The 23595-nt window shown below is 62.1% G+C and carries 18 protein-coding genes and 1 tRNA gene; 14 read left to right on the top strand and 5 right to left on the bottom strand.

The features are described from left to right. Positions 1–138 precede the first annotated feature (138 nt). Entirely contained in the window at positions 139–2460 is a 2322-nt protein-coding gene (locus BLS26_RS01790) for a PAS domain S-box protein (RefSeq protein ID WP_092507899.1), read from the top strand. A 54-nt stretch (positions 2461–2514) separates the two neighbouring features. Next, on the top strand, positions 2515–2664 hold the full coding sequence (locus BLS26_RS35445) for a hypothetical protein (RefSeq protein WP_157676256.1): 150 nt from the start codon (positions 2515–2517) through the stop codon (positions 2662–2664). 61 nt (positions 2665–2725) lie between these two features. Here BLS26_RS35445 and BLS26_RS01785 read toward each other — a convergent pair whose 3' ends face one another. Both BLS26_RS01785 and BLS26_RS01780 read right to left on the bottom strand, forming a co-directional pair. Next, the gene (locus tag BLS26_RS01785) at positions 2726–3139 is read right to left on the bottom strand and encodes a hypothetical protein (protein ID WP_092507897.1); all 414 of its coding nucleotides are present in this window, start codon (positions 3137–3139) and stop codon (positions 2726–2728) included. 252 nt (positions 3140–3391) lie between these two features. Beyond that, a complete protein-coding gene (locus BLS26_RS01780) occupies positions 3392–4402 on the bottom strand; it encodes a LacI family DNA-binding transcriptional regulator (protein ID WP_092507895.1) in 1011 nt (336 codons plus the stop codon). 98 nt (positions 4403–4500) lie between these two features. Between BLS26_RS01780 and BLS26_RS01775 the strand changes: the two genes are divergently transcribed. From BLS26_RS01775 to BLS26_RS01750, 6 genes are all read left to right on the top strand, one after another. Beyond that, entirely contained in the window at positions 4501–5370 is an 870-nt protein-coding gene (locus BLS26_RS01775; protein WP_092507893.1) for a phytanoyl-CoA dioxygenase family protein, read from the top strand. 122 nt (positions 5371–5492) lie between these two features. Continuing rightward, positions 5493–6845, top strand: a complete 1353-nt coding sequence (locus tag BLS26_RS01770) for an MFS transporter (RefSeq protein WP_092507891.1) — start codon at positions 5493–5495, stop codon at positions 6843–6845. A 14-nt stretch (positions 6846–6859) separates the two neighbouring features. After that, positions 6860–7714, top strand: coding sequence for a sugar phosphate isomerase/epimerase (locus tag BLS26_RS01765; protein ID WP_092507889.1), 855 nt, complete (start codon positions 6860–6862; stop codon positions 7712–7714). Positions 7715–7971: 257 nt separating this feature from the next. Continuing rightward, complete coding sequence (locus BLS26_RS01760; protein WP_092507887.1) at positions 7972–8646, top strand: Crp/Fnr family transcriptional regulator; 675 nt, start codon at positions 7972–7974, stop codon at positions 8644–8646. A gap of 661 nt (positions 8647–9307) precedes the next feature. Next, on the top strand, positions 9308–9739 hold the full coding sequence (locus tag BLS26_RS01755) for a response regulator (RefSeq protein WP_092507885.1): 432 nt from the start codon (positions 9308–9310) through the stop codon (positions 9737–9739). Next, on the top strand, positions 9736–10941 hold the full coding sequence (locus BLS26_RS01750) for a histidine kinase dimerization/phosphoacceptor domain -containing protein (RefSeq protein WP_092507883.1): 1206 nt from the start codon (positions 9736–9738) through the stop codon (positions 10939–10941). Before BLS26_RS01755 ends, BLS26_RS01750 begins: the two co-directional genes overlap by 4 nt. Before the next feature lie 165 nt (positions 10942–11106). Here BLS26_RS01750 and glnA read toward each other — a convergent pair whose 3' ends face one another. Beyond that, a complete protein-coding gene (glnA, locus tag BLS26_RS01745) occupies positions 11107–12516 on the bottom strand; it encodes a type I glutamate--ammonia ligase (RefSeq protein ID WP_092507882.1) in 1410 nt (469 codons plus the stop codon). Positions 12517–12688: 172 nt separating this feature from the next. Beyond that, the gene (locus tag BLS26_RS01740) at positions 12689–13027 is read right to left on the bottom strand and encodes a P-II family nitrogen regulator (RefSeq protein WP_027537227.1); all 339 of its coding nucleotides are present in this window, start codon (positions 13025–13027) and stop codon (positions 12689–12691) included. Between the two features lie 357 nt (positions 13028–13384). On the opposite strand from BLS26_RS01740, the gene BLS26_RS01735 reads away from it, so the two are divergent. Then, positions 13385–14884, top strand: a complete 1500-nt coding sequence (locus BLS26_RS01735) for an NAD(P)H-hydrate dehydratase (protein ID WP_092507881.1) — start codon at positions 13385–13387, stop codon at positions 14882–14884. Positions 14885–14887: 3 nt separating this feature from the next. On the opposite strand, the gene BLS26_RS01730 is transcribed toward BLS26_RS01735, so the two are convergent. Then, the gene (locus BLS26_RS01730; protein ID WP_244541812.1) at positions 14888–16168 is read right to left on the bottom strand and encodes a multicopper oxidase family protein; all 1281 of its coding nucleotides are present in this window, start codon (positions 16166–16168) and stop codon (positions 14888–14890) included. 203 nt (positions 16169–16371) lie between these two features. On the opposite strand from BLS26_RS01730, the gene BLS26_RS01725 reads away from it, so the two are divergent. The 5 genes from BLS26_RS01725 to lon all read left to right on the top strand — a co-directional run bounded on the left by BLS26_RS01725 (position 16372) and on the right by lon (position 23446). Continuing rightward, positions 16372–16456 (top strand) — tRNA-Leu (locus tag BLS26_RS01725). 162 nt (positions 16457–16618) lie between these two features. Further along, on the top strand, positions 16619–17980 hold the full coding sequence (gene tig, locus BLS26_RS01720; protein WP_092507877.1) for a trigger factor: 1362 nt from the start codon (positions 16619–16621) through the stop codon (positions 17978–17980). A gap of 352 nt (positions 17981–18332) precedes the next feature. Next, positions 18333–18968, top strand: coding sequence for an ATP-dependent Clp protease proteolytic subunit (locus tag BLS26_RS01715; protein WP_092507875.1), 636 nt, complete (start codon positions 18333–18335; stop codon positions 18966–18968). Between the two features lie 439 nt (positions 18969–19407). Next, positions 19408–20682 (top strand): ATP-dependent Clp protease ATP-binding subunit ClpX, encoded by a 1275-nt coding sequence (gene clpX / locus BLS26_RS01710; protein WP_044542438.1) that lies wholly within the window; start codon positions 19408–19410, stop codon positions 20680–20682. A 337-nt stretch (positions 20683–21019) separates the two neighbouring features. Further along, the gene (gene lon, locus BLS26_RS01705; protein ID WP_092507873.1) at positions 21020–23446 is read left to right on the top strand and encodes an endopeptidase La; all 2427 of its coding nucleotides are present in this window, start codon (positions 21020–21022) and stop codon (positions 23444–23446) included. The last annotated feature ends 149 nt before the right edge of the window (positions 23447–23595 follow it).

The raw sequence follows: 23595 nt of genomic DNA, 5'->3' as shown, positions 1-23595 counted from the left end.
TACGGGGTGGAAATGATGGGCCCGGGCTGATGAAGTCGGTTAGGTTTGCTGCGGCAACGTTTTTCGTGGCCGATACTTGAGCCCTTTACGTGGCGCCAAATCAGGTGCCTATCCAACATTTCGAGACCGGTAGAGGCAATGACGCTATCAAGCCGTCTCGCGCTGGCGATGGTTTTGCTGGTCGTGGTGGCGTGCTGCCTGGTGGGGGCATGTGCCTACTATTTCCTCACGGGCGTGAGTTTGGCGGCGCTCGCCAGCGCCGCGTTGGCCGGTGCGGCGATCGCAATGGTCGTTGCACTGGCGCTCGCCGTGGCGATCGCCAGGTCGCTGTCGCGCCCGCTGCGCCAGCTCACCGCCGCCGCCAGAGCGCTGCCGCGCGGCCAGCCGATGGTTTTGCCGGCAGACGGCTGTCGCGAAATTGCCGATCTCGCCGCTGCCTTCGCGGACATGTCGGCCCGGCTTGGAACCAGGCTGGCACTGCTCGAACAAACCGTGCAGAGCATCAGCGATCCCGTCCTCGTCATCGATGTGAACGAAAAGATCGTGGTCGCCAACGCTGCTGCCAAGCGGCTGATGGGGGGCGATCTCTCGATCATCGTTCGATCGAACCCGTTCAGGTATTTCCTGGCAGACGGTGTGACACGCGCGGCGCCCGAGGATTCGCCGATGACGCGCGCACTGCACGGCGAGCGCATCGACGACCTGGAGTTCGTCGTCGAGTCCAAAGCGACCGGTGTCCGGGAGACTGTCGCGGCGACGGCGCGTCCATTGCGCGACGTGGTAGGTCACCTTTGCGGGGCGGTTGCCTTGGTTCGCAACGTGACCGAACAGAAGCGGGCGTATCAGGCCCTGATCGACAGCGAGCAGATGGCGCAGTCGATCGTCGACAGTGCGCTCGACGCGTTCGTCCAGACCGATGAAACTTGCGTGATCCTCGACTGGAGCCCGAACGCCGAAGCGCTGATGGGATGGACCCGCGCGGAAGCGGTCGGCAGGGGTGTCGACGAGCTGGTATTTCCTGAATCGCAACGCACTGTGCACCGGCAATGGGTCGACCACTTCCTGAGCGAGGCGTCGGCCGACGCCACCGGCGGGCGCTACGAAGCACCGTTGCTGCACAAGAACGGCCGCGAATTTTTTGCCGAGGTGTCGCTCACCGCGCTGCGTCGCGGCGACCGGTTCATCATCAATGCGTTCGTGCGGGACATCACCGCCAAGCGCGCGGCGGAGGAACAGCTTTTCCAGGCCCAGAAGATGGAGTCGGTCGGGCAATTGACCGGCGGCATCGCTCACGACTTCAATAACATGCTGACCGTGATCACCGGTACGATCGAGATCCTGGCCGAAGGCGTCCAGGACAATCCCGCGCTCGCGGGAATCGTCAAGATGATCGATGACGCGGCCAACCGCGCCGCCCAGCTCACGGCCAATCTGCTGGCGTTCGCCCGCAGGCAGCCGTTGCAGCCGGTCGAGACCGACGTCAACGTGCTGGTTGGGGAAGTCGTGCAGTTGCTGTCGCCGACACTCGGCCGGCAGCTCGAGATCGAGACGGTGTTCGACGAGCAGGGCTGGCCGGCTCTGGTCGATCGCAGCCAGTTGAGTTCGGCGCTGGTCAATCTCGCGATCAACGGGCGGGACGCCATGCCCGACGGAGGCAGGCTGATGTTGCGGACCAACAATGTCAGCTTCGACGCGCATGAGGCGGCGGCGAACGGGCTCGGCCACGGCGACTACGTCGTCATCGAGATTGCCGATACCGGCGCCGGCATTCCGGCCGGGATCCGCGAGCGGATTTTCGAGCCGTTTTTTTCCACCAAGCAGTTCGGCACCGGCTCCGGACTTGGGCTCAGCATGGTGTTTGGATTCGTCAAGCAATCCGGCGGCAACATCGTGGTGCTCAGCGAGGAAGGGAAGGGCACCACGTTCCGGATCTATCTGCCGAAGGCCAACAGCGGTCCGTCGGCGTCGGTGGCCGCAGTGGGCGATGAAGAACTGCGCGGCGGGACCGAGACGATCCTGTGCGTCGAGGACGATGATTTCGTGAGGGACCTCGTGACGGTTCGGCTCAGGAACCTCGGCTATGCGGTGATATCGGCGCCGAACGGGGCCGCAGCCCTCGAACTCGTCAACGCCGGGACCGCGTTCGATCTTCTGTTCACCGACATCGTGATGCCCGGCAACATGAACGGTCGGCAGTTGGCGGAGAAAGTCGCCGGATTGCGACAGCCGCTCCGGGTGCTCTACACCTCCGGCAACACGTTTGGTGTGCTCAGTTCCGATGGCGGCCTCGGCGAGGGCGTGCTGCTGCTCACCAAGCCGTACCGCAGGGCCGAGCTGGCGCGGATGGTGCGCCTCGGCCTCGAGCGGCCGCTCGATCATGTCGGCGATCCCATTCCGACGCCGTATTCGGTGCAGGAGGACGTCGAGCGATTCCTGAAGGAGAGCCCGCCGAAGGGGTGATGCGTGGTAATGACGTTGCCCGCTTCGTACAGCGCCGGATGAATTGAGAACGATATGACCCCTTACGACAAGAGGCGGGTGCTGGTGACCCTCACGGAAAGAGGTCAATCGCTGTTGCAGAAAGTCGCCGCGCTTCACTTCGAGGATCTCGGCTCTTCAAGCCGAATGCTGCGAAAAATATCGAAACTGCTGGACAGCGGTTAGCTTCGCCCGGGCGGCGCCACAAAGATGGCGCGGGCGGCGAAACCAACGCGCCCGCCGCAGCCTAGGCTCCGCGCGTCGTGTCCGCCTTGATCTTCGAAGCCCGGATCGGGAGAACGTCGCCGGCGTGCAGCGGCTTGCCGTCGGGGAAGGCGGACATCTGGTGGCTTCCGGTGTGCGTTGCGCCGTCCACCGGCGAAACATAGGCAAAGCTGACATCGATCCTGTGCTTGATGTCATAACCTTGCCACTTCGGATGGTGGCGCGTCAGGATCTCGGCGACCTCGCAGCGCGTCAGGTCGGAGGTCGACGTCGTCCTCGTGAGAATCCCGCGCTCGGACTTCTCCAGATAGCATTGCTCGTTGACGGCGCTGACGCGCGCGTTGACGGGCTGAAAGTTGGTCTTCTTGTCGTAGTTGTCGTAGAAGGCCGTACCGCCAATGACCGCTGCAACTATTCCGATGGCTGCCAGACGCATGGATGTGCTCCCGCTTTGCGGGCGCATAGCAGCATCACAACCTTTAATGAATTTTGAATGCGGTGTAGCTGTTTCCGTGATGGAAAACTGTTCGCTTGTGAAAATACTTCAATTCGATCGAATTCGTCGGGCGTCCATGGCCAGCCGACCCACTCGAGTCACCGCGCGCTGTGCGCATAGCGCGCGACGACATGAAGAATATCGGCGGAAGTGGCTACCCAGGAGGCCATTGCCTCGGGCCAGTTCGGGAATTCAGCCACTATCCCGAAGGACGAGTTCAAATCCGAGATCGATATGACGCGGCCCCTCCCGCGTCAGGATCAATTTTGCAGCAGTGCGCCCGATCGCATCACCATTGACGCGGACAGTGGAGAGAGTTGGTGCGATCAGACGGCCCATTTCGAGATCACCGAGGCCGATGACCGCAACCGGTTGGTCCGCGGCCGGGCCATTGCGCAACAAGCCCGCCGTTCGCAGACCGGACATGAAGCCGATCGCGTGCGCGTCGTTCGCTGCAAACACCGCATCGATACCGGGCAACTCTGCAAGCGCGACCACACTGCCGGTGGCGTTACGATCCAGGACCAGCCGGCGCGGCGCTTTGATGCCCAGCTCTTGCGCGGTGTCGTTGAATCCATTCCAACGACGGGTGGCACGCGGATCGTCGCCGCCGATGAACGCCAGGCTCTTGCGACCTTGCCCGGCCAGATGGCGTGCCACCGCAACGCCGGCTTCGTAATTGTTGAAGCCGGCGACCGCGTCGATCGGTGCCGCCGGAAGATCCCATGTTTCCGCGACGGGAATTCCCGCGCGCCGCAGCAGCCGCGCTCCGTCCTCCGTGGCGGGCGAGCCCACCATGATGATCGCCTCGGGGCGCCGCGACAGCAATGCCGACAGCATGTGATCTTCACGTGCAGCGTCGTAGCGCGACTGGGCCAGGATCACGGCGTAGCCGCGCGGCTCCAATTCGTCGGACAGGCCCTGCACCGTATCGGCGAAGATCGAATTGGCAATCGTTGGCACCAGCACGCCGATCGAGCGGGTGCGCGCCCTTGCCAATCCGACCGCGAGTTGGTTCGGCACATAGCCGAGTTCGCGCATCGCGGCTTCGACCCGGCCCCTTGTTTCCGGCGCCACCAGATCCGGCAAACGCACCACGCGGCTCACGGTAATCGACGATACGCCGGCCAGTTTGGCCACGGCCGACAGCGTCGGGACGGAATGGGGCTCTTCTGGGCTTGCAATGCTCATCTGGGCAGACATTAGCGAATGCAGGTCAGGAATGCACGATTCGGCTTGAATATGGCAAATGACAACGTTAACATCTGGAATGACAACGTAACCATATGGGAAGAAGCCCGATGATCTCAGAGAAGGATGTGCAGGCTTATCAACGCGATGGCGTGATCGTGGTGCCCGAGGTCCTGGGGGCCGATACGCTCTCCCAGGTCCGCTCGGTGATCGCGGAATTGGTCGCCGGATCGGCCAAAACCCTTGAACACACCGACGTCTATGACCTGGAGCCGGGCCACACCGCGGAAAGCCCGCGGGTCCGCCGCATCAAGACGCCGCACAAGGTGCACAAACTGTTCGACGAAATCGTGCGCAGCGAACCCGTGCTCGACATCCTGAAAAAACTGCTCGGCCCGGGCCTTCGGCTGCACGGCTCAAAACTCAACATGAAGTCGGCGCAGTATGGCTCTCCGGTGGAATGGCATCAGGACTGGGCGTTCTATCCGCACACCAATGACGACGTGCTCGCGATCGGCGTGCTGCTCGACGATTGCGATCTCGCCAACGGGCCGATGCTGGTGACTCCAGGCACGCACAACCGCGAGGTCTGGAACCATCACGGCGACGACGGATGCTTCGCCGGCCTGATCGACCCCGACAGCATCAAGGACGAAATCGAACGCGCGGTACCGTGCATGGGCAAAGCCGGCAGCATGTCGTTCCATCATGTTCGCGCGTTGCATGGATCGGCCATGAACACCTCGGATCGTCCGCGCAATCTCCTGCTCTACGAAGTCGCTGCCAGCGACGCCTGGCCGCTGATGGGTGTGAAGGATTTTGACGAGTTCAACAGCCGCCTTTTGTCCGGCGACCCCGTCATTGCACCGCGGATGACCGACGTTCCGGTGCGGCTGCCGCTGCCGCCGGCCAAGCGGCAGGGATCGATTTACGAAACCCAGTCCGCCGCGAAGAAGTCCTACTTCACCCGCGCCGCCTGAAGCTTGCGAATGCGCCCGTGCCAAGCACGCGGGCGCCGACGAGACGACTTATCAGACAAGACTTCCCAGACAAGACTCGCGACGATCCAACAAAATGACAAAAAATCAAACCGGGGGAAACGATGACGGAGATCACAGCCAAGACTGACAATCGCTCGCGTTTGCGCGTGATCCTGGCAGCCAGTATCGGCTCCGCGCTCGAATGGTACGACTTCTTCCTGTACGGTACCGCCGCCGCATTGGTGTTCGGCGAACTGTTCTTTCCCAAAAGCGATCCCGTGGTCGGCACCCTGCTGGCGTTCCTGACCTTCGGCGTCGGCTTCGTGGTGCGGCCGCTCGGCGGCGTCCTGTTCGGTATCATGGGCGACCGCTTCGGGCGTAAACCCGTCCTGGTGGCGACGTTGTTGATGATCGGTGTCGGTACCACGCTGATCGGCGTGCTGCCGACCTACGCCCAGATCGGCTATTGGGCGCCGGCGCTCCTGGTCGCCATGCGTGTCGTACAAGGATTGGGAGCTGGCGCCGAATATGGCGGCGCGGTGATCTTCCTGGTCGAGAACGCGCCGCCAAGACATCGTGGCTTCTGGGGCGGCTTCGCACCACTCGGCGTCTCCATCGGCAATCTGCTCGCCGCCGGCGCCTTCGCGCTGGTGACGCTGTTGCCGCGCGAAGATCTGATGTCATGGGGATGGCGCATTCCGTTCCTGGCAAGCTTCCTGCTGATCGTGGTCGGCATCTACGTCCGCCTGAAGATTACGGAGACGCCGGTGTTCACCGAAGCCGTCGTCGCGCGCGGCAAGGTCGAGCGCAACCCGGCGATGGAGGCGCTGAAGCGGCATCCGCGAAACTTCTTCGTGGTGCTGGGGGCGCGGCTGGCCGAGAACGGTCTCGGCTATCTGTTTCCGGTGTTCGGCCTCAGTTATGTCATCACCACCCTCGGAGTGCCGAAGTCCGAGGCGCTGAGTGCGCTGATGCTCGCCTTCGTCATCGAGCTGTTCGCCATCATGGGATTTGCCGCGCTCTCCGACCGCATCGGACGACGGCCGGTCTACATGTTCGGCGCACTCGCCGGCATCGTATGGGCGTTCCCGTTCTTCCTGCTGGTCGGCACCAAGGAGTGGATCTGGATCGCGGTCGCCTTTATCGGTGCGCGCGCCGTGGTGACAGCGGCGATGTTCGGACCGCAGGCCGCCTACTTCGCCGAACTGTTCCCGCCGCAGCGGCGTTTCGCCGGCTTCGCGTTTGCGCGCGAACTCGGCTCGCTGCTCGCCGGCGGCCCGGCGCCGTTCCTGGCCGCGTCGCTGGTGGCATGGTCGGGAAGCTGGTGGCCGGTCGCCTGCTACGCGGCCTTCCTCGCAGCATGCACCGCGTTCGCGATCTGGTGCGGTCCCGAGACCTATCAGGAGAGCATCACGGTCGACAACACCACGGACGGTGTCGCCATCCGGGCGGCGGCGATGCCGGCGCGGGCCTAGACCAGGTCCCGATCATGGCGCAGCAGTTGCGTATCCTGCAGTCGCTCTGGGCGATGGAGCGGCGGCGGGTGGATGCGGCGGAGTGGCCGCTGCAGACCCAGCTTGCGATGATCCGCGACGCCGGCTTCGACGGCGCCGGCGTCCGGTTCATCGATCCTGATTTTGCCGCGGAGGTCACTTCCTTCCTGCGCGACCACGGCATGATCTGGCAGGCGCAGTGCTACCCGACCGGCGTCGACGATCTGAAACCGGTGCTGGAGCTGGTGGCAAGGCTTGGCGCCGACCACGTCAACTTGCAGCCCAACGTGCGGCCGCAGCGGATTGAAGCCTGTATTCCGCTGCTCGAGGGCTGGCGCCGGCTCGGCGAGCAGGCCGGCGTCGCGGTGCATGTGGAAACCCACCGCGACCGCATGACCACCGATCTGTTTTTCACGCTGCAACTGCTGGATTGCTTTCCCGACCTGCGGCTGACCGCCGATGTTTCGCATTATCTGGTTGGTCGCGAGTTCGCCTGGCCCGTCGACGAAATCAATCACGCGATGATCCACCGCATTCTCGACAACTCCTGGGGAATCCACGGACGGATCGCCAGCCGCGAGCAGGTGCAGATCTCGCTGGGCTTTCCGCAGCATCAGGGTTGGGTCGATCTGTTCATGGGCTGGTGGGAATACGCCATCCGCTCCTGGCGCAAGCGGGCAGGCCCCGATGCGATGCTGACTTTCCTGTGCGAACTCGGCCCGCCGCCCTATGCCATCACGGGACCCGACGGGGCGGAATTATCGGATCGCTGGCAAGATGCACTGCGAATGCAGGACATGATCCGGGCGCTGTGGCAGCGCATCGCGGAACAGGACGCGCATCCGCGATGACAGCCAGAACGGATCTGGCGCCGAACCGCTTGTTCTCGAATGGATAGAGAATTCGACGAACTTGTTGGACTCACAACGAGACAGGCGCCCCGCGAGGGGCGCCTTTGGCATTGGTGCAGTGAAGCGTTTCGCCGTTACAGCGAATAGTACATGTCGAATTCGACCGGATGCGGTCCCGAACGGATTCTTCGACCAAAGTAGGAATTCCGCAACGACTGCATTGCCCGTTATAGTTGTAAAAAAGGGGAGGGCATTGCATGGGGAAGCCGGCCAAAGGCTCTTTTGATCCCAAGATGTTTCTTGCCAAAGTGGGAGCAGGGAGAACGATCCTCGAAATTCACAAGGACGAACACATTTTCACGCAGGGAGACGTCGCCGGTTCGGTATTCTACATCCAGAAAGGCAGGGTCAAGCTCGCGGTGCTGTCCCAGCAAGGAAAGGAAGCCGTGGTTGCAATTTTAGAACCCGGTCAGTTTTTCGGCGAGGGTTGCCTTAACGGCCATCAACTGCGTATTGCAACCACGACGGCGATGGAAGAATGCCTGCTCACCTCGATAAAGAAGGAGGCGATGATTAGCCTCCTTCATACCGAGCCGAAATTTTCTGAGATGTTCATGGCGTATCTTTTGACGCGCAACAGCCGGGTTGAAGAAGACCTGATCGATCAGTTGTTCAATTCCAGCGAGAAACGGCTCGCGCGCCTTCTCCTCCTGCTCGCGCACTTCGGAAAGGAAGGGAGCCCTCAGCCGATCAATCCCGCAATCAGGCAGGAGACGCTGGCCGAGATGATCGGCACCACCCGATCCCGCGTCAGTTTTTTCATGAACAAATTCCGCAAACTCGGACTCATCAGCTATAACGGAAAAATAGAAGTCCATAACTCGCTGTTGAATGCCGTTCTGCACGACAAACCCCAGATCAAGCGGGATTAGCCAACGAGCGACGAGCAACCTTCATTCGATCACGGACTGCGCCGCAGCTGCCGGCTTGGGCGGCCTTTTCCTCAACGCCCTCCGCTTCAGAGTCGCTGTCATTTTCCGTGACCCGGATCGAACGTTGACCGCGCCACGCAGCGGTTTACCGTGCCGAGCGCCTGCTTCTACTTTCCTGGATTGTGTCTGCCATGGCTTGGTCATGAGCGTTCCGCCAGATTCACCTCGCCGCCACGCGGTGCACTCACACCATGCGCGTCGGCGCGTTGGAAGTCTGTTCACTAAAGACCTTCGATCCGCTTAACGAGGCGCGGACGTGGTCAAAATTGACCAGACTTTGCTCGCGGACCGGGCAAACCATTTGGGGCTGAGTCGCAGGTTGCGTTTTCTGAACTGCGACGTCCCATGTGAAGCCCAGAGTTCCAAACCGGACGTGGATTGGCGCGGGTGGAGGACGTGCGAGATCAAGGACTCCGCAACGTGAAGTCCGCGGCGGAACCATTCCCGCAGCGGCCTGTTGGTTATGCAAGGCGGCGGTACCGCGCGCTCATTCCCCATATTCAGATGTTGTGGTCTGGCGTCCCTTGGGAGACCGGAACGCGGTTCGTCAGGCAAGCAGGGACGTTCGATTTCGATCGGACCCTGAGCTGGAGGACTGTGCATGCTCAAGGTTTTGATCGTTGAGGACGACCTCATGCTGGCGGATTTCCTGGAAGAGCTTCTTGTCGAGCACGATTACAAGGTGACCGGCATCGCCCGCACGGTCGGCGACGCGGTCGCGCGCATACGGCATTCCGCGCCTGACCTTGTCATCCTTGATCTGCGGCTGGCCGGCGGGGGGCTTGGGACTGAAGTCGCAGCTCAACTGGCCGCCGATGGCAGGCCGGGCATTCTTTATGTCACCGGCAACATGTCACAGGTGGTTCTGACCAACGGCGACGCCTGTCTTGCCAAACCCTACCGTTCTGTCGATCTCATTCGCGGCCTGCAAATCGTCGCCGAGATTGTCACCACGGGAAAGGCGCAGCCACCATTTCCCCAGGGCTTCCGGTTGCTACAGCCGGCAGCAAACTCTCACGTGGCTCCGGCATGAGTGAAAACGACACACAAGTTCGCAAGCTTCTTCGCCAGCAGGCGGCGGTTGCCCAGTTTGGCAGCTTTGCCCTTCGTGAGAGCGATCTGCTGAAAATCCTGACGGAAGCGGCTCGGGTCTGTGCTGAATGTCTCAGCGTGCCGTATTCCAAGGTGTGCCGCTATCGCGAAGGGGAAAACGATCTTCTCATTGAGGCCGGATATGGCTGGCACACCGGCGTCATCGGAAATGTCGTCTCGCGGGCCGACGTAACCTCACCGCAGGGGCGCGCCTTCATCACCGAAAAGCCGTCGATCTGCAACGATTTGCGCAAGGACAATGATTTTGAGCTGCCGGCGTTCTATGCCGAGCACGGCATCGTCTCGACCATCGACGTCATTATCAAGGGCAGCGAGGATCAGCCCTACGGCGTGCTGGAGATCGACAACAACCAACGACATGATTACGACCAGCACGACATCGATTTCCTGACCGGTTTCGCCAATGTCCTCGCAGAAGCTGTCGCGACATCTGCACGCACCGGCATCCTGCAGAGCACCGTCGAGCGGATGCGAGTCCTGGTCGACGAGAAGGATCGGCTGCTGGAACAGAAAAAGGTTCTCGCCGAAGAGTTGCAACACCGGGTGCGCAATAATCTGCAGCTGGTTTACGGGATGCTGAGCAAACAACTGGACGACACGCCGGACAAGGCGGGGCAACGCGGCATCAAGGCGATCTCGCGGCGGGTTTCGACCTTGGCACAGGTGTACGACCATCTGCTCGGAAACGAGATGACGCGAACGACCGATTTCGGAGGCTATATAAAATCGCTGTGCGTCAATCTCGCCGAGATCCAGGGAGGCGCGGCCGATAGCGTTACCCTTACTTGCGATAGCGACGCCATCGTGCTCGATCTCGACGTGGTGACAGCGTTGGGTATCGTGGTCGCGGAGGTGGTCACCAATAGCTATGACCATGCATTCCCCGGCGGCAGGAGAGGTTCAATTCTAGTGTCAGTGCGTTGCACTGACAGCGATTTCGCAACCATGCACATCAGCGACGACGGCACCGGCTTCTCACCCAAAGCCGAAAGTAAGCGGCATGGACTCGGCCTGGTGCGCCGACTTGTCGAACAGGTGCGGGGAAGCGTGAGTGTCAACTCCGAACAAGGCACGGCTTGGATCATTCAAATCCCCGTTGAACGCGCCGTCCTTGAGTCTTGAACAGCGCCGGAGGCGGCGACCGGGGGGGGCAAGGAATTGTCTGGATTTCATCGCTTCATCTTGGCCTGTCGGCAACCATGTGACGAGGCACGCTTGCCGCGCCACAACGAGAAAGGCGCCCCGCGAGGGGCGCCTTTGGCATGGGTGCAATGAAGGGTTTCGCCGTTACAGCGAATAGTACATGTCGAATTCGACCGGATGCGGGGTCATTTCGTAGCGCTCGACTTCGCTCATCTTCAGCTCGATGTAGGCGTCGATGAAGTCGTCGTCGAACACGCCGCCGTTCTTGAGGAAGCCGCGGTCCTTGTCGAGGTTTTCCAGTGCTTCGCGAAGCGAACCGCACACGGTCGGGATCTGCTTCAGCTCTTCCTTCGGCAGATCGTAGAGGTCCTTGTCCATCGCCGGACCCGGATCGATCTTGTTCTTGATGCCGTCGAGGCCGGCCATCAGCATCGCGGCGAAGCCGAGATAGGGATTGGCCATCGGGTCGGGGAAGCGGACTTCGACGCGCTTGGCCTTCGGGTTCGCCGTGTAGGGGATGCGGCAGGAGGCCGAGCGGTTGCGCGCGGAGTAGGCGAGCAGCACCGGGGCTTCATAACCCGGGACCAGGCGCTTGTAGGAGTTGGTCGACGGGTTGGTGAAGGCGTTGATCGCCTTGGCGTGCTTGATGATGCCGCCGATGTAATGCAGGCAGGTTTCCGAGAGGTCGGCATACTTGTTGCCGGCGAATACCGGCTTGCCGTCCTTCCAGATCGACTGGTGGCAATGCATGCCCGAGCCGTTGTCGCCATAGACCGGCTTCGGCATGAAGGTGGCGGTCTTGCCGTAGATGTGCGCGACCTGATGGATGCAATATTTGTAGACCTGCATCTGGTCGGCCATCAGCGTCATGGTGTCGAACTTCATGCCGAGCTCGTGCTGGGCGGAAGCGACTTCGTGGTGATGCTTTTCGACCTTGACGCCCATCTTGGCCATGGCGCCGAGCATTTCCGAGCGCATGTCCTGCACCGAGTCCTGCGGCGGGACCGGGAAGTAGCCGCTCTTGGTGCGGATGCGGTGGCCGAGATTGCCGCCTTCATACTCGGTGTCCGAGTTGGTCGGCAATTCGGAGGAGTCGAGCTTGAAGCCGGTGTTGTAGGGCGTGCAAGCGAAGCGCACGTCGTCGAACACGAAGAACTCGGCTTCCGGTCCGAAGAACACGGTGTCGCCGACGCCCATCGACTTCACCATCGCCTCGGCCTTCTTGGCCATGCCGCGCGGGTCGCGGTTGTAGGGCTCGCCGGTGGTCGGCTCCAGCACGTCGCAGGTGATGACCATGGTGGTTTCGGCGAAGAACGGATCGATCGTCGCGGTGACGGGGTCGGGCATCAGGCACATGTCGGATTCGTTGATCGCCTTCCAGCCGGCAATCGAGGAGCCGTCGAACATGGTGCCTTCGGCAAAGATTTCCTCGTCGATCATGCCGATGTCGAAAGTCACGTGCTGCCACTTGCCGCGCGGGTCGGTGAAGCGCAGGTCGACGTATTTTACGTCATTGTCCTTGATCGATTTGAGGACGTCTTTGGCGGTCTTCATGAATACCTCTTATGGATGCGGTTTCCAGAATTCAGCGACATCAGACTGCGCCAGCGAAACGCCAGATTTCGAAACGCCTAAATTTCGAACACCCGGGTTTCACAAACGAAATCAGGCCGCCGAAGCAGCCTTTTTTTCTTTTTAAGTCGCAAAATTCGGGATAGCACCCGGCTTAGATAGCGTCCAGCCCGGATTCTCCGGTTCTGATCCGGATCGCTTCTTCGATGTTGGAGACGAAGATTTTGCCGTCGCCGATGCGCCCGGTCTGGGCGGCGCGGCGGATCGCGTCGATGGCCTTCTCGACCAGTTCGTCCGAAATCACGATCTCGATTTTTACCTTGGGCAGGAAGTCGACGATATATTCCGCACCGCGATACAGTTCAGCGTGGCCTTTCTGCCGACCGAAACCCTTGGCCTCGGTGACGGTAATGCCCTGGAGTCCGACTTCCTGAAGCGCCTCTTTAACCTCGTCGAGCTTGAATGGCTTGATGATGGCTTCGATTTTCTTCACTGAGCGCCTCCCGGGCATTTCAAAATAACAGAGTGCAGATAGTTTCGATGTCGCGCTTGGCGCCGTCTGGCAAGAGACCGAAAACGCTCACAATTGTCGTGAACTTCGACAATCCCAAGCCGGCCCCGTCGCCGGCTTCCCCAAAAGCAGGGTCTATGCCAAGTTGTTAATGCGCCTGATTTTGGAATGTTATCAGACTTTTAACGGGCAAACGGAAGAGGCTCGGCCACGCGGCGCATGATAGCGAAGCTCACCAAATAGGCAAAGCGGTCAATTCGTATGCAATCGCGATAAAACAGGCCGTATTTTAGCGATGTGGTGTGCCTCCGGAAGAGGCGATCGGACTGAGGATTCGGCATGGAAGTTTTGACCACGACGGAAATGGAGCGCGCCGACCGGCTGACGATCGCCAGTGGCACGCCCGGTTTCGCGCTGATGATGAGCGCGGGCCAAGCCGTCGCCGAGGCCGCAATGGATCTGGTCGCGGAGGGGCCGATCGTGGTGGTCTCCGGGCGCGGCAACAATGGCGGTGACGGTTTTGTCGCGGCGGCTGAACTTGCGGCCCGCGGCCGGGACGTTTCGGTCATTCTGTTGTGCGAGCGCGACAGCCTCACGGGCGACGCGGCGTTGGCCGCGCGCGGCTGGAAATATCCGGTGCTGCCGTTCAACCCGCAGGCGATCGGCAAGCCGGCGCTGATCATCGACGCGCTGTTCGGCGCCGGACTTAATCGCCCGGTCAATGGCGATCCGCTCGACATGATCGAGGCTGTCAACGCCAACGGTGCGCCGGTGCTCGCGGTCGACCTGCCGAGCGGGATCAACGGCACGTCGGGCGCGGTGATGGGCGCTGCGATCGACGCCGTCGAAACCGTGACCTTCTTCCGCCGCAAGCCGGCGCATCTGTTGATGCCCGGACGCAAACATTGCGGCCACGTCCGCGTCGCCGATATCGGGATCGACGCGCTCGTGCTCGACGAAATCAGGCCGCAGACGTTTGAGAACGTTCCGGAAGCCTGGCAACAATCCTTTCCCGTGCCTGGGATCGACGGCCACAAATATGCCCGTGGCCACGCCGTCGCGGTGTGCGGCGATCTCACATCAACCGGTGCGGCGCGGCTCGCCGCCCGCGGCGCGCTACGGGCCGGCGCTGGCCTCGTCACGGTGGCGTCGCCGCGCGATGCGCTCGTCGTCAACGCCGCGGCGCTGACCGCGGTGATGGTGCGCGCGGTCGACACGCCGGTCGAATTTGCTGACATGCTGAACGACAAGCGCCTCAACGCCATCGTGATCGGGCCGGGGGCTGGCGTCGGTGCGCGGACGCGCGATCTCGTTCACACCGCGCTGTCGGCCAAACGTAGCCTCGTGCTCGACGCCGACGCGCTGACCAGTTTTGCCGAGGCGCCGGACCGCCTGTTTGAGCAGATCAAGGCCAGCGAAGATCCGCAGGTGGTGCTGACCCCGCATGAAGGCGAGTTTCCGCGTCTGTTCAGCGACAGCAGCAACAAGCATCCGGGCCGCTCCAAGCTCGAACGCGTGCGCGCCGCGGCCGAACGCTGCGGCGCCGTGGTGCTGTTGAAGGGACCGGATACGGTGGTGGCGTCACCGGATGGGCGCGCCAGCATCGCCAGCAACGCGCCGCCGTGGCTTGCGACCGCCGGCGCCGGCGACGTGCTGGCCGGTATGATCGCGGGTTTTTTGGCGCAAGGCGTGCCGGCCTATGAGGCCGCCTGCATCGGGGTGTGGATGCACGGCGAAGGCGCGCGCGAAGCCGGCCCCGGCCTGATCGCGGAAGATCTCACCGAAGTGCTGCCTGCGGTGCTGCGCCGGCTCTACGACGCGTTCGGGATCGACTACTAAAACTCACTCTACAGAATACCACCGCACCAGCCGTGGCGCGGCCCAGTCGGCCGCAACCTGTTCGATCAGCCAGCGCCCGACATAGTCGGCTGAGAACGCGATTCGCTGGGTCTGGCCGGGCTCGACCGCCAGCGTATCGAGCCAGAACGGCTTCCAGCCATCGTCGAGCCGGTCGAGCAGCCGGAAATGATGGCCGCGAAGGTGAAAGACGGTGGCGATCGCGGCGCGGTTGGTCAGCGCCAGCACGACGGTACGTCCGGCCTTGGCCCGGAAGGCGGGCGGGGCGTTTTTCGAAAAGGTCGCCGGCGGTCCCCATTCGGCCGGTGGGCCGCCGAGCGCCAGATCGACCCGTGAGGCGCTCTTCAAGTCGAGCTGCGCCGGCAGGCCGTTGGAGGGCAGCGGCGGGGCCGCGGGCTGCGGCGCGGGGCGGAGCGGCGGTTCGTTCGAGACGGTCAGTTTGCCGATCGGGCGGGCGTTGCGGCCGTCGTGGAGCAGAACTGGATAGGTCGTGCCCGCCGCACCCGTGATGTCGACGAAAACGTCGACCCGGCCGCCCGGCGCGATCACCAGCGCGCCATTTCGGGCCACGAACGGCTCGGCTGGCTGCCCGTCGAGGGCCATGACGCGAACCTCGACCCCGTCCAGTTTGGCTGCAAAAACAGTGCGCTGGCCCGCATTGATGAAGCGTAGCCTTACGCGTTCATTGCTTCGAACTGAGAGATCGAGCGAAGGTCGGCCGTTAATGGTCTGGACTGGCATCGAATCGCCGGGATCCATGCCCGGCGGGATTGCAGTTCCATCGGCGCGGATGCGCCAGTCCTCAATCAAGACCACCTCGTCGCGGTCGACCGCAACGGGCTGGCTCTCGCGGACCACCAGCGCCCGCACCTGGGACGGCCGGGCCTGGCCGTCGCCGTGTAGCCCAAGCCCGCACAGCAGCGTTCCGGCATGCCGCAGAGGCAGTTGCAGGGTTTCTTTTGCCCCGGCTGCGAGCGGCGCGCGGCCGGTCAGCGGCTCGGCCGCGGCAACGCCGTCCAGTCCGCGGATGTCGAGCAGGGCCGGGACCGGTAGTTCGTTGGCAAAGGCGATCTCGACGGTCTCGCCGCGCCCGAAGCCGAGCTCAGGCCCCTGCAGGGCCCAGATCGGCGTTGCGGCCGCGTCCGGGCGCAGCGCGAGGCTGGCGGGCTTGGCCTGAACTGCCACGGGCCGCCCTTGAGCCAGCCCTTGCGCGAGGCCTGCTGCGGGCGAGAACGGGGCGAGCGCCACAGCGCCCAGCCCGGCCATCAGCTCGCGTCGGTCCAGAACGGATTTTGGGCTCAATTTGGGGCTTGTCATCGGACCGATGCGGACCATTTTTGGGGATGTCTGTCCAGCCTGTGGCGCCTTGCCCCGGACCTGCCAGCGAGCCCATTTTTTTGCTGCGGACCGGTGGGCGCATGTTATAAGCCCGCCGCTCGCGGCATCGCGGCCGGACTGGATGCTATCACGCGGGCGTGGCGGAATTGGTAGACGCGCTGGATTTAGGTTCCAGTGACGAAAGTTGTGGGGGTTCGAGTCCCTCCGCCCGCACCAAGCGCTCTATTCAAGCGTTTGCATGACGAATACTGGAGGGCCTGTTTCCCGGTTGGGGAAGGGTCAGCCGAACCACCGGCGCAGGCCAATAGGCTGCGCGTCGACCAGATTGAACACTGTCAGGGCCATCTGGCCCGGCGCAAGCGGAAGAAGATTGACACCATGCAGGTCACCGAAACCCTCGCCGAGGGATTGAAGCACGAGTTCAAGATCAGCGTTCCCGCATCGGATCTCGATGCCAAGGCGGACGCCAAGCTGGTCGACCTCAAGGACAAGGTTAAGCTCAACGGCTTCCGCCCGGGCAAGGTGCCGGTGAGCCACCTGAAGAAGGTGTATGGCCGCTCGGTGATGGCCGAGACCATCGACCAGACCATTCGCGACACCAACACGCAGATCTTCACCGATCGCGGCTTCAAGCTGGCGACCGAACCGAAGATCACGATGCCGACCGAGCAAAAAGAGGTCGAGGAGCTTCTCTCAGGGAAGACCGACCTGACCTACACGGTCGCGATCGAGGTCGTGCCGACGATCCAGCTCGCCGACTTCAAGTCGTTTTCGGTCGAGAAGCCGGTGGTCGAGGTGACCGACGCCGAGGTCGACGAAGCCATCAAGCGCATCGCCGAACAGAACCGCCCCTATGCCGCCAAGACCGAAGGCGCCAAGGCCGAGAACGGCGACCGCGTCACCATCAGCTTCAAGGGTACGATCGACGGCGTGCCGTTCGACGGCGGCACCGGCGAGGGCATCCAGGTCGTGATCGGCGCCGGCCAGTTCATTCCCGGCTTCGAGGAGCAGCTCGTCGGCATCGGCGCCAACGAGACCCGCACTTTGAAGGTGTCATTCCCGAAGAACTACGCCAGCGAGCAGCTCGCCGGAAAACCGGCCGAGTTCGAAACCACGGCAACCCTGATCGAGGCGCCCGGCGAGACCGAGGTCAACGACGAGTTCGCCAAGACGCTTGGTCTCGAATCGCTCGACAAGCTGAAGGAAGCCGCGCGCGAGCGCCTGGTCGCCGAATTCGCCGGTGCGACCCGCCAGCGCGTCAAGCGGGCGCTGCTCGACCGGCTCGACGAAAGCCACAAGTTCGAGGCGCCGCCGTCGCTGGTCGGTGAGGAGTTCAACCTGATGTGGAACTCGATCAAGGCCGAGATGGAATCCTCAGGCAAGAGCTTTGCCGACGAGGACACCACCGAAGAGGCCGCCAAGGAAGAGTACCAGAAGATCGCCGACCGCAGGGTCCGTCTCGGCCTCGTGCTGTCGGAGATCGGCGAGAAGAACAAGATCACCGTGACCGACGACGAAGTCAGCCGCGCCGTGATCGAGCGGGCGCGCCAGATGCCAGGCCGCGAGAAGGAAGTCTGGGACTACTATCGCAGCAATGCCAACGCGCTGGCCCAGCTTCGTGCGCCGATTTATGAAGACAAGGTGGTCGATTTCATCCTCGAACTCGCAAACGTGACCGAAAAGAAGGTTTCGCGCGAAGACCTGTTCAAGGACGACGACGCCGAGAAGAGCGCCGCCTGACCGGTGAGACCGGGCGCTCTATAGCGTTTTCGAGCGAAGTGGACGCCGGTTCGCGTAAAGAAAACGCGTAACCGATAAGGCTCTTGCGTCAGGTTCGCATTAATGATGAACCGCTAAAGCCGCTTGGCGACGGGCTCCGTCGCTAGGCGACCGGCTGCGAATCAGCTTGAACTCGTCTCATTCAGCTCGCAATTGCCCGGTCTTGTCGCCGGGAAATTGGCTCATATCTGAGAGTTCTGAATTCGAAGTCCTGCATCACGGGACGTTCGTCCGCGCCCGGCAAACTCCGCCAGTCATAATGCTGGCATCGTGCCGATGGATGTTCGCCCCCGCCAAACCTTTAGGGTGACTAATGCGCGATCCCGTTGAGACCTACATGAACCTTGTGCCGATGGTCGTCGAACAGACCAACCGCGGCGAGCGCGCTTACGATATTTTCTCGCGCCTCCTGAAAGAGCGCATCATCTTCGTGACCGGTCCGGTCGAAGACGGCATGGCGACGCTGACGGTGGCGCAGCTGCTGTTCCTCGAAGCCGAGAATCCGAAGAAGGAAATCTCGATGTACATCAACTCGCCGGGTGGCGTGGTGACATCGGGGCTCGCAATCTACGACACCATGCAGTTCATCCGCCCGCCGGTATCGACGCTGTGCACGGGGCAGGCGGCTTCGATGGGTTCGCTGCTGCTGGCCGCGGGCCACAAGGACATGCGCTTCTCGCTGCCGAACTCGCGCATCATGGTTCACCAGCCCTCCGGCGGTTTCCAGGGCCAGGCCACCGACATCATGCTGCACGCGCAGGAGATCCTGAATCTCAAGAAGCGGCTCAACGAGATCTACGTGCATCACACCGGCCAGACCTACAAGGCGATCGAGGATGCGCTGGAGCGCGACAAGTTCCTCACCGCCGACATGGCCCGCGACTTCGGCATCGTCGACAAGGTGATCGCCAAGCGGCCCGAGGAAGCCGCTGCCACCAAAACCCCGTAAGGTTGCGGGGTACGGCAATTCGCGTTGAGCTCGACGCGCTTGCATCCGGCAAATCTGGCCGCGCGCGGTCTGCCTATGCCCAAGAATAGGAAGAGCATAGGCAGAAAGTTCCGGTTTCGTGCTGCTTTGCCGGCGTGGCAATCGCGCAACGCTTTGACGAATTTGTCGGTTTTCCCCCGTGCGCAAGCCGAAAATCACGGTATTGTCACGGTGTCCGATCCGCGCCCGGTTAGCGAATTCTTGATAGTCGGGTGTCAGCATGGTTGGCTGTGAGGGATCGGATAAGATCGCGGGAGATTCGAGTAAGCCGTGATTCGCACGGGCGTAATGAGTAAGGGTCTTTTCTGGTACGGAATTTGCTCTATCTACACATCAGGTCCGGTCACGTACCGGAATGGGTCGATCGAGCAACGGGATCGAACGGCGGACGGAGATAAGAATGAGTAAGGTCGGCACGAGCGACTCCAAGAACACGCTGTATTGCTCGTTCTGTGGCAAGAGCCAGCATGAAGTCCGCAAACTGATCGCGGGTCCCACCGTATTCATCTGCGACGAATGCGTTGAACTCTGCATGGACATCATCCGTGAGGAGAACAAGTCCTCGCTGGTGAAGTCGCGCGACGGCATCCCGACGCCGAAGGAAATCTGCAAGGTCCTGGACGACTACGTGATCGGCCAGAGCCATGCCAAGAAGGTGCTGTCGGTCGCCGTCCACAATCACTACAAGCGGCTCAATCACCAGACCAAGCACAACGACGTCGAGCTGGCGAAGTCCAACATCCTGCTGATCGGTCCGACCGGTTCGGGCAAGACGCTGCTGGCGCAGACGCTGGCGCGCATTCTCGACGTGCCGTTCACGATGGCCGATGCGACGACGCTGACCGAAGCCGGCTACGTCGGCGAGGACGTCGAGAACATCATCCTGAAGCTGTTGCAGTCGGCCGACTACAATGTCGAGCGCGCGCAGCGCGGCATCGTCTATATCGATGAAATCGACAAGATCAGCCGCAAGTCGGACAATCCGTCGATCACCCGCGACGTGTCGGGCGAGGGCGTGCAGCAGGCGCTGCTGAAGATCATGGAAGGCACCGTTGCCTCCGTGCCTCCGCAGGGCGGCCGCAAGCATCCGCAGCAGGAGTTCCTGCAGGTCGACACGACCAACATCCTCTTCATCTGCGGCGGCGCCTTCTCAGGGTTGGAGAAGATCATCTCCGCGCGCGGTCGGTCGACCTCGATCGGTTTCGCGGCGCAGGTTCTGGCGCCGGAAGACCGCCGCACCGGTGAAATCTTCCGTCACGTCGAGCCGGAAGATCTGTTGAAGTACGGCCTGATCCCGGAATTCGTCGGCCGCCTGCCTGTGGTCGCGACCCTGGAAGACCTGGACGAAGCTTCGCTGAAGAAGATCCTGACCGATCCGAAGAACGCGCTGGTCAAGCAGTACCAGCGGTTGTTCGAGATGGAGAACATCGAACTCACCTTCGCCGACGAGGCGCTTGGCGCGGTTGCCCGCAGGGCGATCGAGCGCAAGACCGGCGCGCGCGGACTGCGTTCGATCCTCGAAAGCATCCTGCTCGAGACCATGTTCGATCTTCCGGGTCTGGAAGGCGTCGAGGAAGTGGTGATCTCGCGCGAAGTCGTCGAGGGAACCGCGCGTCCGCTCTACATCTATGCGGACCGTTCCGACCGTGCAGTCGAAAGCAGCGCCAGCGCGTAAATCGCGCTCGCGCGAGGCCGCGAAAAGATACCCGATTGACGCGGCTGCCGGACGTTCCGGCGGCCGGTGTGGCGTAGGTATTTCGCGCATTTGTCCCGCGTTTGGCGGGCATTTTTCCGTGACTTGACACCCCCGTACCCGATAGCCACCTAATGCTGTCGGTGGCGTGAATCGTGCTTTAGATTCGATTAGAGTTTCGAAGCGAAATACGTCACCGAAACGATCCGGGAAGCAGGCGGCGCAAGCCGCCAGACGACCCGGAACCTCTCGGCACCTTGTGGCGGTTGCGCATGAGAAGCGGACTGCGTGCAAGGGGGCACAACAAAAGGAACAGGCCATGACCACCCCGAAAGTTCGGCCAACCATCGTTCACGGCGAAAGCCACTCCTATCCGGTGTTGCCGCTCCGCGACATCGTCGTTTTTCCGCACATGATCGTGCCCCTGTTCGTTGGTCGCGAGAAATCGATCCGCGCGCTCGAAGAGGTGATGAAGAACGACGCGCTGATCCTGCTGGCGACCCAGAAGAACGCTTCCGACGACGATCCAAATCCGGATTCGATCTACGAAGTCGGCACGCTTGCCAGCGTGCTGCAGCTGCTCAAGTTGCCCGACGGCACCGTCAAGGTGCTGGTCGAAGGGCTCGAGCGCGCGCGCGTCGAGAAGTATTCCGACCGCACCGAATATTATGAAGCGACCGCGGTTGCGCTCGCCGACACCGACGCCACTTCGGTCGAGGCCGAAGCGTTGTCGCGCTCGGTCGTGTCCGACTTCGAAAGCTATGTGAAGCTGAACAAGAAGATCTCCGCCGAAGTCGTCGGCGTGGTTCAGGCCATCACTGACTTTGCCAAGCTGAGCGATCAGGTCGCCCAGCATCTCGCCGTCAAGATCGCTGATCGCCAGGGCATCCTGGAAACGTTGTCCGTCACGCAGCGCCTGGAGAAGGTGCTGGGCCTGATGGAGAGCGAGATCTCGGTGCTGCAGGTCGAGAAGCGTATCCGCTCGCGCGTCAAGCGCCAGATGGAGAAGACCCAGCGCGAGTATTACCTGAACGAGCAGATGAAGGCGATCCAGAAGGAACTCGGCGACGACGAAGGTCGCGACGAGCTGGCCGATCTGGAAGAGAAGATTGCCAAGACCAAGCTTTCCAAGGAAGCGCGGGACAAGGCGCAGCATGAATTGAAGAAGCTGCGCCAGATGTCGCCGATGTCCGCGGAAGCGACCGTCGTGCGCAACTATCTCGACTGGCTGCTGTCGATCCCGTGGAACAAGAAGTCCAAGGTCAAGAAGGACCTCGAGGCGGCGCAGGCCGTGCTGGACAACGACCACTACGGGCTCGAGAAGGTCAAGGACCGCATCGTCGAGTATCTGGCGGTGCAGACCCGCGCCAACAAGCTGACCGGACCGATCCTGTGCCTGGTCGGGCCTCCCGGCGTCGGCAAGACCTCGCTCGGCAAGTCGATCGCGAAGGCGACCGGACGTGAGTTCGTGCGCGTGTCGCTCGGCGGCGTGCGCGACGAGGCCGAGATCCGCGGTCACCGCCGCACCTATATCGGCTCGATGCCCGGCAAGATCATCCAGTCGATGAGGAAGGCCAAGACCTCGAACCCGCTGTTCCTGCTGGACGAGATCGACAAGATGGGCGCCGATTTCCGCGGCGATCCGTCCTCGGCGCTGCTTGAGGTCCTCGACCCCGAGCAGAACGGGACCTTTGCCGATCACTATCTGGAGGTCGACTACGATCTGTCGAACGTCATGTTCATCACGACCGCGAATACGCTGAATATTCCCGGCCCCCTGATGGACCGCATGGAGATCATCCGGATCGCCGGCTATACCGAGAACGAGAAAGTCGAGATCGCGCGCAAGCACCTGATCCCGAACGCCATCTCCAAGCATGGCCTCGATTCCAAGGAATGGGCGATCGACGACGATGCCTTGTTGCTGATGATCCGCCGCTACACCCGGGAAGCCGGCGTGCGTAACCTGGAGCGTGAGCTGTCGACACTCGCCCGCAAGGCGGTGAAGGAGCTGATGATCTCCAAGAAGAAGTCAGTCAAGGTCACCGAGAAGACTCTGGAAGAGTTCCTCGGCGTGCCGAAGTACCGCTACGGCGAGATCGAGAGCGAGCCGCAGGTCGGTATCGTGACGGGCCTGGCCTGGACCGATGTCGGTGGCGAGCTGTTGACCATCGAAGGCGTCATGATGCCCGGCAAGGGCAGGATGACGGTGACGGGCAACCTGCGCGACGTGATGAAGGAGTCGATCTCGGCGGCGGCGTCGTATGTCCGCTCGCGGGCGATCAACTACGGCATCGAGCCGCCGCTGTTCGACCGCCGCGACATCCATGTCCACGTTCCCGAAGGGGCGACCCCGAAGGACGGACCGTCGGCGGGTGTTGCGATGGCGACCGCCATCATCTCGGTCATGACCGGCATTCCGGTCCGGCACGATGTCGCCATGACCGGCGAGATCACGCTGCGCGGCAGGGTACTGCCGATCGGCGGCCTGAAGGAGAAGCTGTTGGCCGCGGCACGCGGCGGCATCAAGACGGTGTTCATCCCCGAGGACAACGCCAAGGATCTCACGGAGATTTCCGATGCGATCAAGGGCGGCATGGACATCATCCCGGTTGCCCGGCTCGACGACGTCGTCAACAAGGCGCTGGTGCGCCCCCCGGTGGCGATCGTCTGGGAAGAAGACACCAAAGTGCCGGTCAAGACCGAAGCCGGCGACGAAGCCGCCGGCGGCCTGACCGCCCACTGACCAACATCACTGTGAATGATAAAACGGCGCCTTCGGGCGCCGTTTTTTTTGGAGTCGAAGGACGATGCAGATCGACGGGCAATGCCATTGCGGGCACCATTCATCCTGACCATCAGGCAGCGTCGGAGATGCGTTTTCGAGGAGGAAAG

Origin of the sequence: Afipia sp. GAS231, from assembly GCF_900103365.1 — a bacterium.
Taxonomy (GTDB): Bacteria; Pseudomonadota; Alphaproteobacteria; order Rhizobiales; family Xanthobacteraceae; genus Bradyrhizobium.
This window is presented reverse-complemented; position numbering and strand designations above follow the sequence as displayed.

What these genes read in the sequence shown, in the direction of transcription:
- BLS26_RS01790 (WP_092507899.1), top strand. Translation starts at nt 139, where the DNA reads ATGACGCTATCAAGCCGTCTCGCGCTGGCGATGGTTTTGCTGGTCGTG.
- BLS26_RS35445 (WP_157676256.1), top strand. Translation starts at nt 2,515, where the DNA reads ATGACCCCTTACGACAAGAGGCGGGTGCTGGTGACCCTCACGGAAAGA.
- BLS26_RS01785 (WP_092507897.1), bottom strand. Translation starts at nt 3,139, where the DNA reads ATGCGTCTGGCAGCCATCGGAATAGTTGCAGCGGTCATTGGCGGTACG.
- BLS26_RS01780 (WP_092507895.1), bottom strand. Translation starts at nt 4,402, where the DNA reads ATGTCTGCCCAGATGAGCATTGCAAGCCCAGAAGAGCCCCATTCCGTC.
- BLS26_RS01775 (WP_092507893.1), top strand. Translation starts at nt 4,501, where the DNA reads ATGATCTCAGAGAAGGATGTGCAGGCTTATCAACGCGATGGCGTGATC.
- BLS26_RS01770 (WP_092507891.1), top strand. Translation starts at nt 5,493, where the DNA reads ATGACGGAGATCACAGCCAAGACTGACAATCGCTCGCGTTTGCGCGTG.
- BLS26_RS01765 (WP_092507889.1), top strand. Translation starts at nt 6,860, where the DNA reads ATGGCGCAGCAGTTGCGTATCCTGCAGTCGCTCTGGGCGATGGAGCGG.
- BLS26_RS01760 (WP_092507887.1), top strand. Translation starts at nt 7,972, where the DNA reads ATGGGGAAGCCGGCCAAAGGCTCTTTTGATCCCAAGATGTTTCTTGCC.
- BLS26_RS01755 (WP_092507885.1), top strand. Translation starts at nt 9,308, where the DNA reads ATGCTCAAGGTTTTGATCGTTGAGGACGACCTCATGCTGGCGGATTTC.
- BLS26_RS01750 (WP_092507883.1), top strand. Translation starts at nt 9,736, where the DNA reads ATGAGTGAAAACGACACACAAGTTCGCAAGCTTCTTCGCCAGCAGGCG.
- glnA (WP_092507882.1), bottom strand. Translation starts at nt 12,516, where the DNA reads ATGAAGACCGCCAAAGACGTCCTCAAATCGATCAAGGACAATGACGTA.
- BLS26_RS01735 (WP_092507881.1), top strand. Translation starts at nt 13,385, where the DNA reads ATGGAAGTTTTGACCACGACGGAAATGGAGCGCGCCGACCGGCTGACG.
- BLS26_RS01730 (WP_244541812.1), bottom strand. Translation starts at nt 16,168, where the DNA reads ATGGCCGGGCTGGGCGCTGTGGCGCTCGCCCCGTTCTCGCCCGCAGCA.
- tig (WP_092507877.1), top strand. Translation starts at nt 16,619, where the DNA reads ATGCAGGTCACCGAAACCCTCGCCGAGGGATTGAAGCACGAGTTCAAG.
- BLS26_RS01715 (WP_092507875.1), top strand. Translation starts at nt 18,333, where the DNA reads ATGCGCGATCCCGTTGAGACCTACATGAACCTTGTGCCGATGGTCGTC.
- clpX (WP_044542438.1), top strand. Translation starts at nt 19,408, where the DNA reads ATGAGTAAGGTCGGCACGAGCGACTCCAAGAACACGCTGTATTGCTCG.
- lon (WP_092507873.1), top strand. Translation starts at nt 21,020, where the DNA reads ATGACCACCCCGAAAGTTCGGCCAACCATCGTTCACGGCGAAAGCCAC.